Annotated in this window: 11 protein-coding genes; 8 read left to right on the forward strand and 3 right to left on the reverse strand. The window is 39.9% G+C overall.

Features of this window, described 5'->3' with window-relative positions:
* Positions 1-83: 83 nt before the first annotated feature.
* The 8 genes from MK480_RS00670 to MK480_RS00705 all read left to right on the forward strand — a co-directional run bounded on the left by MK480_RS00670 (position 84) and on the right by MK480_RS00705 (position 9,366).
* Entirely contained in the window at positions 84-1,427 is a 1,344-nt protein-coding gene (locus MK480_RS00670; RefSeq protein WP_268707052.1) for a DEAD/DEAH box helicase, read from the forward strand.
* Positions 1,428-1,636: 209 nt separating this feature from the next.
* Positions 1,637-2,827, forward strand: a complete 1,191-nt coding sequence (metK, locus tag MK480_RS00675) for a methionine adenosyltransferase (RefSeq protein ID WP_049501909.1) — start codon at positions 1,637-1,639, stop codon at positions 2,825-2,827.
* 87 nt (positions 2,828-2,914) lie between these two features.
* Positions 2,915-4,306 carry a peptidoglycan-N-acetylglucosamine deacetylase PgdA gene (pgdA, locus tag MK480_RS00680; protein WP_268707053.1) on the forward strand — a complete coding sequence of 464 codons (1,392 nt, stop codon included), beginning with the start codon at positions 2,915-2,917 and terminating at the stop codon, positions 4,304-4,306.
* Between the two features lie 76 nt (positions 4,307-4,382).
* Positions 4,383-5,225, forward strand: a complete 843-nt coding sequence (locus MK480_RS00685; protein ID WP_247939110.1) for an aldo/keto reductase — start codon at positions 4,383-4,385, stop codon at positions 5,223-5,225.
* Positions 5,226-5,493: 268 nt separating this feature from the next.
* Complete coding sequence (locus MK480_RS00690; RefSeq protein WP_000912013.1) at positions 5,494-5,865, forward strand: GFA family protein; 372 nt, start codon at positions 5,494-5,496, stop codon at positions 5,863-5,865.
* Between the two features lie 35 nt (positions 5,866-5,900).
* Entirely contained in the window at positions 5,901-6,818 is a 918-nt protein-coding gene (glyQ, locus tag MK480_RS00695) for a glycine--tRNA ligase subunit alpha (RefSeq protein ID WP_000038736.1), read from the forward strand.
* A gap of 211 nt (positions 6,819-7,029) precedes the next feature.
* Positions 7,030-9,066 (forward strand): glycine--tRNA ligase subunit beta, encoded by a 2,037-nt coding sequence (gene glyS, locus MK480_RS00700; protein WP_261028615.1) that lies wholly within the window; start codon positions 7,030-7,032, stop codon positions 9,064-9,066.
* A gap of 42 nt (positions 9,067-9,108) precedes the next feature.
* Positions 9,109-9,366, forward strand: coding sequence for a DUF896 family protein (locus tag MK480_RS00705; protein ID WP_084926631.1), 258 nt, complete (start codon positions 9,109-9,111; stop codon positions 9,364-9,366).
* Between the two features lie 112 nt (positions 9,367-9,478).
* Here MK480_RS00705 and MK480_RS00710 read toward each other — a convergent pair whose 3' ends face one another.
* From MK480_RS00710 to MK480_RS00720, 3 genes are read right to left on the reverse strand one after another with little or no spacing between them, the layout of a single operon-like run.
* Positions 9,479-10,723: an NAD(P)H-dependent oxidoreductase gene (locus MK480_RS00710; RefSeq protein WP_261011036.1), complete on the reverse strand. Its 1,245-nt coding sequence runs from the start codon at positions 10,721-10,723 to the stop codon at positions 9,479-9,481.
* Positions 10,724-10,741: 18 nt separating this feature from the next.
* Positions 10,742-11,347, reverse strand: coding sequence for an NADPH-dependent FMN reductase (locus MK480_RS00715; protein ID WP_247953171.1), 606 nt, complete (start codon positions 11,345-11,347; stop codon positions 10,742-10,744).
* A gap of 59 nt (positions 11,348-11,406) precedes the next feature.
* A complete protein-coding gene (locus tag MK480_RS00720; protein WP_268707054.1) occupies positions 11,407-12,330 on the reverse strand; it encodes an FAD:protein FMN transferase in 924 nt (307 codons plus the stop codon).

The raw sequence follows: 12,330 nt of genomic DNA on the forward strand, positions 1-12,330 counted from the left end.
CTGGAAATAGCCTAAATAAGTGAGACTACTGAAATGAAATAAAATGTGGTATAATTGATAAGATAGATAGAATCGAGGATATTATGTCATTTACGAAATTTCAATTTAAAAAATATATTAAAGAAGCCTTGGAGGAATTAAAATTTACAACTCCAACAGAGGTGCAAGATAAGTTGATTCCGATTGTCTTGGCAGGTCGTGACCTAGTCGGTGAATCGAAAACAGGTTCAGGTAAGACTCATACTTTCTTGTTACCGATTTTCCAGCAATTAGATGAAGCTAGTGATAGTGTACAGGCAGTGATTACTGCACCGAGCCGTGAGTTAGCTACTCAAATTTACCAAGCAGCTCGTCAGATTGCAGCCCACTCAGAAGTGGAAGTTCGTGTGGTTAATTATGTGGGGGGGACAGATAAGGCCCGCCAAATTGAAAAATTGGCAAGCAATCAGCCTCATATTGTTATCGGAACGCCAGGTCGTATCTATGACTTGGTTAAATCTGGTGATTTAGCTATTCACAAGGCCAAAACCTTTGTGGTCGATGAGGCAGACATGACCTTGGATATGGGATTCTTAGAAACTGTTGATAAGATTGCTGGCAGCCTTCCAAAGGACTTGCAATTCATGGTCTTCTCAGCGACTATCCCACAAAAACTGCAACCATTCTTGAAAAAATACTTGTCAAATCCTGTTATGGAGAAAATCAAGACCAAAACGGTCATTTCTGACACTATTGATAATTGGTTGATTTCGACAAAAGGACGCGATAAGAATGCTCAAATTTACCAGTTGACTCAGTTGATGCAACCTTATTTGGCAATGATTTTTGTTAACACTAAAACGCGTGCTGATGAATTGCATTCATATCTGACTGCTCAAGGCTTGAAGGTGGCAAAAATCCATGGTGATATTGCTCCTCGTGAGCGCAAACGTATCATGAACCAGGTTAAAAATTTGGATTTTGAGTACATTGTCGCAACAGATTTGGCAGCGCGTGGGATTGATATTGAAGGTGTCAGCCATGTCATCAATGATGCCATTCCGCAAGATTTGTCCTTCTTTGTTCACCGTGTTGGTCGAACTGGAAGAAATGGCCTACCAGGTACAGCTATTACCCTTTATCAGCCAAGTGACGACTCGGATATCCGTGAGTTGGAGAAATTGGGAATCAAGTTTACTCCGAAGATGGTAAAAGATGGAGAATTCCAAGATACCTATGACCGTGATCGTCGAGCAAACCGTGAGAAGAAGCAGGACAAGCTTGATATCGAAATGATTGGCTTGGTCAAAAAGAAAAAGAAAAAAGTCAAACCAGGTTATAAGAAGAAGATTCAATGGGCGGTTGATGAAAAACGTCGTAAAACCAAGCGTGCGGAAAATCGCGCTCGCGGTCGTGCCGAGCGCAAAGCAAAACGCCAAACATTTTAAGGCAATTGTTGGAGTAATGTGCTCCAACTTTTTTTATGAGAACGAAATATCTACATCGAAAGATTACATTAAAGACTGCAAATTGTACTTAAAAATGGTATAATGATAAAGTTATATAGTCCCGATAAGATGGTAGGCATCTATCACTAAGAGTTTTCCTATCAGTACTTTGTAACTCTATAACACTATTTTTAAGGGGGGACATTTTTATGTCAGAACGTAAATTATTCACGTCTGAATCTGTATCTGAGGGGCATCCAGATAAGATTGCAGACCAAATTTCAGATGCGATTTTGGATGCCATTTTAGCTAAGGATCCAGAGGCGCACGTTGCTGCTGAGACAGCTGTATATACTGGTTCCGTCCACGTTTTTGGTGAAATATCTACAAATGCCTATGTAGATATTAACCGTGTGGTTCGTGATACCATTGCAGAGATTGGCTATACCAATACAGAATATGGATTTTCTGCTGAGACTGTAGGAGTACATCCATCTTTGGTAGAACAATCTCCTGACATTGCCCAAGGTGTTAACGAAGCCTTGGAGGTTCGTGGAAATGCAGACCAAGATCCATTGGACTTAATTGGAGCTGGTGACCAAGGTCTCATGTTTGGCTTTGCAGTGGATGAAACAGAAGAGCTCATGCCCTTGCCAATTTCACTCAGCCATAAATTGGTTCGTCGTCTGGCAGATCTTCGTAAGTCTGGGGAAATTAGCTATCTTCGCCCAGATGCTAAATCACAAGTTACAGTTGAGTATGATGAAAATGATCGTCCAGTACGTGTGGACACAGTTGTTATTTCAACTCAGCATGATCCAGAAGTCAGCAACGAACAAATCCATCAAGACGTGATTAACAAGGTTATCAAAGAAGTAATTCCAGCATCTTATTTGGATGAGCAAACAAAATTCTTTATCAATCCAACTGGTCGATTTGTAATCGGTGGACCTCAAGGGGACTCAGGTTTGACAGGTCGTAAGATTATCGTGGATACCTATGGTGGCTATTCTCGTCATGGTGGCGGTGCCTTCTCTGGTAAGGATGCGACTAAGGTAGACCGTTCAGCCTCTTATGCGGCTCGTTACATTGCCAAAAATATCGTTGCAGCTGGTTTGGCTAAGAAGGCAGAAGTGCAATTAGCCTACGCTATTGGTGTTGCCCAACCTGTTTCTGTTCGTATCGATACTTTTGGTACGGGAACAGTAGCTGAAAGCAAGCTTGAAAAAGCAGCTCGTCAAACCTTTGATCTTCGCCCTGCAGGGATAATCCAAATGCTGGACCTCAAGCGTCCAATTTACCGTCAAACAGCGGCTTATGGACACATGGGACGTACGGATATTGATCTTCCATGGGAACGTTTGGATAAGGTAGATGCTTTGAAAGAAGCAGTAAAATAAGATTTTAAGAGGGAGTTCCCCTCTTTTTAATATACTATTTCCTCTAAAATAATTGAAATTATAGCCTGAATTTGATATGATATCTCTATGGATAAAAGTAGAGCAAAACGTGTTGAGCACGATAAAAAGAGAATCGGTTTAATAGCCATGGTAGCTATCTTTTCAGTAAGTATTTGCGTCCTTGGTTCAATGATTGGATACAAAGTATATACAAAGCAAAGTTTCGAACAAAAAATTGAGTCTTTAAAAAATGATAAAGATAATCAATTGAGTGAGGGAAATCAGAAAGATCATTTTCGTAAGGGACAATCAGAAGTAATTGCCTATTATCCTCTCCAAGGGGAACAAGTGATTTCATCTGTAAAAGAAATCATGACACAGGATATTAAGGAAAATCTGGAAGACAAGGAAAATCTGGTTTTTTATTATACGGAGAAACAGGATTCGACTTTAAAAGGGATTGTCAACCGAAGTGTGATGAAACAAGTCTATGATTTAACTTCGTCAAAAGTTGAAGAGACTGAAAAAACTAGTCTGGCAAAAGTACATTTGACAGAAGATGGCAAATCTTTTACACTTGATCAATTATTTTCAGATGCTAGTAAAGCCAAAGAACAGCTGATTAAAGAAATGACCTCTTTTTTACAGGATAAGAAATTGGACCAAGAAAAGATTGATCAAATTGTTAAAGGCTTCTCTGATCAAGACTTGTCTGCATGGAACTTTGATTATAAGGATAGCCAAATTATCCTTTATCCAAGTCAATCAGTGGAAAATCTAGACGAGATTGCCTTGCCAGTATCTAGTTTCTTTGAGGTCATTCAGTCCTCTTATTTATTAGATAAGGATGCAGAGCTATATAAGGCTTATTATGAAAAGAAAAATCGTAAAGTAGTGGCCCTGACTTTTGATGATGGACCAAATCCTGCAACGACAAATCAAGCATTAGATACTCTTTCTAAGTATGGTATCAAGGCAACTTTCTTTGTTCTAGGTAAGAATGTTTCTGGAAATGAAGAGATTTTGAAACGCATGAAATCGGATGGACATGTCATTGGAAACCATAGTTGGAGTCATCCAGTGCTTTCAAAACTTTCCCTTGATGAAGCTAAAAAACAAATTACTGATACTGAGGATGCGCTAACTAAAGTGTTGGGTTCTAGTTCCAAACTCATGCGTCCACCTTATGGAGCCATTACAGACGACATTCGCAATAGCTTAGATTTGAGTTTTATTATGTGGGATGTAGATAGTCTGGACTGGAAGAGTAAAAATGAAGCATCTATTTTGACAGAAATTCAGCGTGAAGTCAAGAATGGTTCTATTATTCTCATGCATGATATCCATGCTGAAACAGTGAATGCTCTGCCGAAGGTTATTGACTATTTGAAAGGGCAAGGTTATGACTTTGTTACCGTACCAGATTTGTTAGACTCTCGTCTTAAAGCTCATCAGCTCTATTACGACCGCAATCAATAATACACAAAATCTAAAGAGAAAAGTTTTCCTTGAAAATTTGGCTCTTTGGATTTTCTTCTCATAGAAAGGAAAAATAATGAAATCTTATACTTTAAACAATGGTGTTACAATTCCAGTACTGGGATTTGGAACCTGGAAAGCTGAAAATGGAGAGATTGCCTACAAAGCAGTTTTAGAGGCTTTAAAGGTAGGTTATCGCCATATCGATACGGCAGCGATTTATAAAAATGAAGAAAGCGTTGGTCGTGCCATTCAAGATAGTGGCGTTCCGCGTGAGGAAATTTTTGTAACCAGCAAACTCTGGAATACAAATCACAACTATGAGCAAACTCGTCAGGCTTTTGAAGAGTCTTTAGAGAAGCTGGGCTTGGAATATTTGGATTTGTATTTGATTCATTGGCCAAATCCAAAACCGCTCAGAGAAAATAACCACTGGAAAATCCGAAATTCAGAAGTTTGGAGAGCTATGGAAGACCTCTATCAAGAAGGCAAAATCCGTGCTATTGGAGTTAGTAATTTCCTTCCCCATCATTTGGATGCCTTGCTTGAAACAGCAACTATCGTTCCAGCGGTCAATCAAGTTCGTTTGGCTCCAGGTGTGTATCAAGAGGAAGTGGTAGATTACTGTCTAGAAAAAGGAATTTTATTGGAAGCTTGGGGCCCTTTTGGTCAGGGAGAACTGTTTGATAGCAAGCAAGTGCAAGAAATCGCGTTAAATCACGGTAAATCGGTTGCTCAGATAGCCTTGGCCTGGAGCTTAGCAGAAGGATTTTTACCACTTCCAAAATCTGTCACAGCTTCTCGTATTCAGGCTAATCTTGATTGCTTTGGAATTGAACTGAGTCATAAGGAATGTGAAACCTTAAAAACAATTGTTGTTCAGTCTGGTGCTCCACGAGTTGATGATATGGATTTCTAGAAAATCATAAAAAGAATTGTACATTGTGCTAATTTTTGATATAATAGTCAGCAGGAAAGAAAGTCTTATGGCGTTCTTCAAGCGAACTTGGGATAGTGGGAGCCAAGTAGGGCAAAATAAAGAACTGGCGCTTTCTGTAATATTTTTAAAAACAATGAAGTAATAAATTAGGGTGGAACCGCGTTTCTGACGCCCCTAGTCGCAAGGCTTGGGTGTTGAAATTCGGTTCTTTTTGAATTCGTCTAATGCCTAAGTAGAAAGGAGCATAATGCTTAAAGGATCTTGTTTATGTAAAGCAGTGACCTACACTCTAGATGAGGAATTATCGGAATTAGTTTTTTGTCATTGCTCATTTTGTCGGAAAGCAACTGCGTCTGCCTATACAGTTAATGCTAAAGTTAGCAGTGAAAAGCTAGTATTGCATGGAAAAGAAAAGCTTGTTTCCTATAGTTCTTCTCCAGGAAAACAGCGTTATTACTGCCAGAACTGTCATAGTCAAATTTTCACTGTTCAAGAAAATATACCAGAAGTCTGTGCTTTGAAATTAGGTACAATAGATGAAAGCGATCAGAATTTACAAACTGTTCCTAAACGTCATATTTTTCAGGACCCAGCCTTTTCTTGGTTGCTTGAAAAATAAATCTAAGAAGATAATATAAATTAAAGGAGTATTCAATGTCTAAGAAATTAACATTTCAAGAAATTATTTTGACTTTGCAACAATTTTGGAATGACCAAGGTTGTATGCTTATGCAGGCTTATGATAATGAAAAAGGTGCGGGAACAATGAGTCCTTACACTTTCCTTCGCGCTATCGGACCTGAGCCATGGAATGCGGCTTATGTAGAGCCATCACGTCGTCCTGCTGACGGTCGTTACGGAGAAAATCCTAACCGTCTTTACCAACACCACCAATTCCAGGTGGTCATGAAGCCATCTCCATCAAACATCCAAGAACTTTACCTTGAGTCTTTGGAAAAATTGGGAATCAATCCTTTGGAACACGATATTCGTTTCGTTGAGGATAACTGGGAAAATCCATCGACTGGATCTGCAGGTCTCGGTTGGGAAGTTTGGCTTGATGGTATGGAAATCACTCAGTTCACTTACTTCCAACAAGTAGGTGGATTGGCAACTGGCCCTGTGACTGCGGAAGTTACCTATGGTTTGGAGCGTTTGGCTTCTTACATTCAAGAAGTAGACTCTGTCTATGATATCGAGTGGGCTGATGGTGTAAAATACGGAGAAATCTTTATCCAGCCTGAGTATGAGCACTCAAAATATTCATTTGAAATTTCAGATCAAGAAATGTTGCTGGAAAACTTTGATAAGTTTGAAAAAGAAGCTGGTCGTGCCTTGGAAGAAGGATTAGTGCACCCTGCCTATGACTATGTTCTCAAATGTTCACATACCTTTAACCTGCTTGATGCGCGTGGTGCCGTATCTGTAACAGAGCGCGCAGGCTATATCGCTCGTATCCGTAACTTGGCCCGTGTCGTAGCCAAAACCTTTGTCGCAGAACGCAAACGCCTAGGCTACCCACTTTTGGATGAAGAAACAAGAGCTAAACTCTTAGCAGAAGACGCGGAATAAAGAAAGTGACAAATTACGAAAATGGGCGAACAGTGTGAGCCCTGAACCAGTTGCTGCAGTGATGAAGGTATCCTTAGTGAAACTAAGGATACTAGGCAAAATTGGAGACTTTTGGCTCCAATTTTAGCAATGAAACAACGAAGTTGGTTGCTTGCGTGCCAATCACATAAGGCAAACTGGAAAATAAAAAGATATTTTTCGGAGAAAAAACATGACAAAAAACTTATTAGTAGAACTCGGTCTTGAAGAATTACCAGCCTATGTTGTTACGCCAAGTGAAAAACAACTAGGCGAAAAAATGGCAGCCTTCCTCAAGGAAAACCGTCTGTCTTTTGAAGCTATTCAGACCTTCTCAACACCACGTCGTTTGGCTGTTCGTGTGACTGGTCTTGCAGATAAACAGTCTGATTTGACTGAAGATTTTAAGGGGCCAGCAAAGAAAATTGCCTTGGATAGTGATGGAAATTTTACCAAAGCAGCTCAAGGATTTGTCCGTGGAAAAGGATTGACTGTTGAAGATATCAAATTCCGTGAAATCAAGGGTGAAGAATATGTCTATGTCACTAAGGAAGAAGTTGGTCAAGCAGTTGAAGCAATTGTTCCTGGTGTTGTAGATGTCTTGAAGTCCTTGACTTTCCCTGTCAGCATGCACTGGGCTAACAACACCTTTGAATACATCCGCCCTGTTCACACTTTAACTGTTCTTTTAGATGAAGAAGAGTTTGATTTGGATTTCCTTGATATCAAGGGAGATCGTGTGAGTCGTGGTCATCGTTTCTTGGGGAAAGAAACCAAAATTCAGTCAGCATTGAGCTATGAAGAAGATCTTCGTGCACAATTTGTAATAGCAGATCCACGTGAACGAGAACAAATGATTGTTGACCAAATCAAAGCAATCGAAACTGAGCATGGTGTACATATCGAAATTGATGCGGACTTGCTTAATGAAGTCTTGAACTTGGTTGAATACCCGACTGCCTTTATGGGAAGTTTTGATGCCAAATATCTTGAAGTTCCAGAAGAAGTTTTGGTGACTTCGATGAAAGAACACCAACGTTACTTTGTTGTCCGTGATCAAGACGGTAAACTATTGCCAAACTTCATTTCTGTTCGTAACGGAAACGCAGAGCATTTGGAAAATGTCATCAAAGGAAATGAAAAAGTCTTGGTAGCCCGCTTGGAAGACGGCGAATTCTTCTGGCGAGAAGACCAAAAATTAGTCATTTCAGAACTTGTTGAAAAATTAAACAATGTCACTTTCCACGAGAAGATTGGTTCCCTTCGTGAACACATGATTCGTACGAGTCAAATCGCTGTACTTTTGGCAGAAAAAGCTGGTTTATCAGCTGATGAAACAGTTGACCTAGCCCGTGCAGCAGCCATTTACAAGTTTGACTTGTTGACAGGTATGGTTGGCGAATTTGACGAACTCCAAGGAATTATGGGTGAGAAATATGCCCTTCTTGCTGGTGAAACTCCAGCGGTGGCAGCTGCTATTCGTGAACACTACATGCCTACTTCAGCTGAAGGAGAACTTCCAGAGAGCAAAGTCGGCGCAGTGCTTGCCATTGCAGACAAATTGGATACGATTTTGAGCTTCTTCTCAGTAGGTTTGATTCCATCAGGGTCTAATGACCCTTATGCTCTTCGTCGTGCAACTCAAGGTGTAGTTCGTATCTTGGATGCTTTTGGTTGGCACATTGCTATGGATGAACTGATTGATAGCCTTTATGCTTTAACATTTGACAGCTTGACTTATGAAAATAAGACAGAGGTTATGAACTTTATCAAGGCTCGTGTTGATAAGATGATGGGTTCTACTCCAAAAGACATCAAGGAAGCAGTTCTTGCAGGATCAAACTTTGTTGTGGCGGATATGTTGGAAGCAGCAAGTGCTCTTGTAGAAGCAAGTAAGGAAGAAGACTTTAAACCATCTGTTGAATCACTTTCTCGTGCCTTTAATTTGGCTGAGAAGGCAGAAGGAATTGCTACAGTTGATTCAGCTCTCTTTGAGAATGAAGAAGAGAAAACTTTGGCAGAAGCAGTAGAATCACTCGTTTTGTCAGGGACTGCCAGTCAGCAATTGAAACAACTCTTTGCTCTTAGCCCAGTCATTGATGCATTCTTTGAGAATACCATGGTTATGGCTGAAGATCAGACTGTTCGACAAAATCGTTTGGCAATCTTGTCGCAATTAACCAAGAAAGCAGCTAAACTTGCACGTTTTAATCAAATCAATACTAAATAAAATCTGTTAAACGGATTAAATCTTATCATAAAGGAGAGAAACATGAATCCTAAAAAAATTGATCGTATTAACGAGCTTGCCAAAAAGAAAAAAACAGAAGGCTTGACCCCAGAAGAAAAAGTAGAACAAGCCAAACTACGTGAGGAGTACATCGAAGGTTATCGTCGCACTGTTCGTCACCACATCGAAGGGATTAAAATTGTGGACGAAGAAGGAAACGATGTTACACCAGAGAAACTACGTCAAGTCCAACGTGAAAAAGGGTTACATGGCCGTAGTCTCGATGATCCAAATTCATAATAAGTATTCTTTCTTTTAATAAGGATAGATAAAATAATAACCAAAAGACTAGCAGTTTTTGTCTGCTAGTCTTTTTTCGCTAAAAAAGGAACCAAAATGGTTCCTAAAAGTATTAGTTACTTGCGCCAGATGTAGCGTCTGCGCCACCACCGTGGCCTCCAGCATCACCTGCATCAGAAGCTCCAGATGTAGCATCTGCATCGCCGTGACCATGTCCGCCAGCAGGAGCTGCAGCATTTCCACCGACTAGACGTTGACCAGTTGTATTGAGGTACCAGTCAAGCCATGGTTGGAAATTAAAGATGATTTCATTAATTCCGGCATATGAACCATCTGGATAGTACATTGCTTGGTAATTATGGGTATTAATAACGCCTTCTGGTGTTCCTGGCACAATTGTACGGACATATTCTTGGTCCCCATTACGCAATACGCCGACAACCCATTCAACGTTTTTCATTCTAGAATCTGGCAATGTACCGTGTACTGTTCCTAATCTATTTCCTGATTGAGCACGTACACGTTTACCAAACATTGTATCTGGGTCTTGGTGTGCGTTATTAAAGTACAAGAATTGATTATTATCATCTGCAAATGTCAATTCAAATGGCATTGCCTTCAAGAACATATCAATTTGGTTAACTGTCAAGATACCGTGGTCTAATTTAACGTAAGTATCTCCAGAAACAGCTCCAACAAGTTCAGCAGCTTTTTCTACCCATTCAGGATCATCTGGATCAACACCTTGGATGGTAGTTGCAATTGAATTTGTACAATATAAATCTTCTGGCTCAATTGGTTTTGGTTTTTTCAATTTTGAAACGACTCCCACATATTTTACAAAGTTGTCCAAGCATGTTTCAAGGAAATTAACAGTTCCTTCATTTGTGATATTACCATTAACATCAAAGGCTTCTTTAGCTTTACCGAGAAGGAATTCATTTCCGGGAAGAGTGTAGGCATTGACACCTGGAGCGTCAAGAATCTTACGAAGGTGAACTTGGGCACGAGAAGTACCTTGGTCGTAGTAAGAAGCACCCACAATCATAACTGGCTTATTTTCAAATGGATGAACTTCGTATGAAAGCCATTCAAGAACAGATTTTAGGGAAGCTGTGATAGTGTGGTTGTGCTCAGGAGTTGCAATGATAACACCATCAGCCCGTGTGATTTTATTATAAAGATAACGTAATTGGAAACTTTCATCCCATTTTTCATCTTGGTTAAACATTGGAACTTCGTCAATTTCAAGCACTTCTAATTCAAATTTTAGTTTGAAGTGACGACGGATAAATTCCAAGAGTTTACGGTTATATGATTGATCGTAATTTGATCCTACAAGTCCAACAAATTTCATTCTTTCTGCTCTCCTATTTTACAAATTTTCCCAGTCAAAATCTTCGGCATCTTTGCGAAGTAATTCTTTCGCATTGCGCAATTTTTCTGTAATTTTTACAAAGATACGGTAGTCGTCAAAAATGGCATCCATTTTTTGAATAACATCAAGATCCACTAAATCTCCATTGTTATTGAAGGCTTGGAGAGAATGAGAAAGTAAGAATTCGTCTGGTAGGACGCTTGCCTTGATTTCTGGTGAGTTCAAGATTTGACGAAGTTGTAATTGGGCACGAGATGAACCAAGTGTCCCGTATGAAGCACCGGTAATCATGATTGGCTTATTCAAAAGTGGATAAACACCGTAAGATAACCAAGCGAGAGCACTCATCAAAACAGCTGGGATAGAGTGGTCATACTCAGGAGTACCGATAATAACGCCATCTGCCTCTTCAATTTTAGCAGCAATTTCCAGAATTTCAGCAGGCACTTGCTTGTCAGCTGGTTTATTGAAGACAGGAATGTCTTTAATTTCAACAAGTTCAATTTCAGCTTTTTCAGCAAAGTGTTTTTGCATGTATTGAAGCAATTGGCGGTTTGTAGAACGTTTTGAATTTGTTCCAACAATAGCAATAAGTTTTAACATGAGATTTCCTTTCTCTTTTTACATAATACGATTTTAAAACTCTATTGAAACATCTATTTCTATAGAGTAGGAATTCCTGAAGAACAGCTTAGGTGACCTTCCTTATCGATGAGGATAGCTTCGATGCCCTCTAAACTTTCGACTTGCCAGAGGATAGAAGCAGGTCTTTCTCCAAATAGACGAGTTGTCCATATTTCACCATCAACTGATTTATCAGAGATGATTGTTAGACTTGCTAGTTCCGTTTCAACAGGATATCCTGTTTGGCTGTCAAAAATGTGATGGTAATTTTTTCCATCGACAGTCAGGTGACGTTCATAAATGCCTGAAGTCACGACAGATTTATTGACAACAGGGATGGTCATTAAGTGATTTCCCCTCGGATTGGCTGGGTCTTGAATCCCGATTTGCCAAGGCTGATTTCCTCTTGCCTGATTTTTTCCAATAGTCAGGATATTCCCTCCCAGATTGATCAAGGCAGACGTCACTCCCTCTTCTCTAAGAAATTGGGCAACTTTATCCGCACTATAACCCTTGGCTAAACAACCAAGATCAATCTTCATTCCTTTTTGTTTTAAAAACACAGTGGAAGTGGAAGAATCTAACTCGATATAATGAGGATTGATTAAAGGTAGCACCGATTCAATTTCTTGGGGTTGGGCCACTTTGGCATCTGAAAAACCAATGCGCCAGGTTTGAATCAAGGGACCAATGCTGATGTTGAGATGGCTAGAGGGCGCTAGGCTATGCTCTAACCCAAGTGAAATCAGTTCAAACAGGTCTGGATGAACCTTGACAGGAGCTATTCCTGCTTGATAATTGATTTCCATCAACTCAGATTCTTGGCTATTGGCGTTGAAGCGGTATTCGAGCTCTCTGAGTAAATCAAAGGATTTTTGGAGCAAGATATCTGCTCGCTCATCCACTAATGAAATAGTGATAGTGGTTCCCATTAGGCGTTCAGAATGTGAACTTAGAGGCAA

Source organism: Streptococcus mitis (assembly GCF_026782895.1).
In the GTDB taxonomy this organism is placed as follows: domain Bacteria; phylum Bacillota; class Bacilli; order Lactobacillales; family Streptococcaceae; genus Streptococcus; species Streptococcus mitis_CB.

Coding starts and splice junctions, on each gene's coding strand:
- glyQ (WP_000038736.1), top strand. CDS start 5,901: ATGTCTAAGAAATTAACATTTCAAGAAATTATTTTGACTTTGCAACAA.
- glyS (WP_261028615.1), top strand. CDS start 7,030: ATGACAAAAAACTTATTAGTAGAACTCGGTCTTGAAGAATTACCAGCC.
- MK480_RS00710 (WP_261011036.1), bottom strand. CDS start 10,723: ATGAAATTTGTTGGACTTGTAGGATCAAATTACGATCAATCATATAAC.
- pgdA (WP_268707053.1), top strand. CDS start 2,915: ATGGATAAAAGTAGAGCAAAACGTGTTGAGCACGATAAAAAGAGAATC.
- MK480_RS00715 (WP_247953171.1), bottom strand. CDS start 11,347: ATGTTAAAACTTATTGCTATTGTTGGAACAAATTCAAAACGTTCTACA.
- metK (WP_049501909.1), top strand. CDS start 1,637: ATGTCAGAACGTAAATTATTCACGTCTGAATCTGTATCTGAGGGGCAT.
- MK480_RS00690 (WP_000912013.1), top strand. CDS start 5,494: ATGCTTAAAGGATCTTGTTTATGTAAAGCAGTGACCTACACTCTAGAT.
- MK480_RS00670 (WP_268707052.1), top strand. CDS start 84: ATGTCATTTACGAAATTTCAATTTAAAAAATATATTAAAGAAGCCTTG.
- MK480_RS00705 (WP_084926631.1), top strand. CDS start 9,109: ATGAATCCTAAAAAAATTGATCGTATTAACGAGCTTGCCAAAAAGAAA.
- MK480_RS00685 (WP_247939110.1), top strand. CDS start 4,383: ATGAAATCTTATACTTTAAACAATGGTGTTACAATTCCAGTACTGGGA.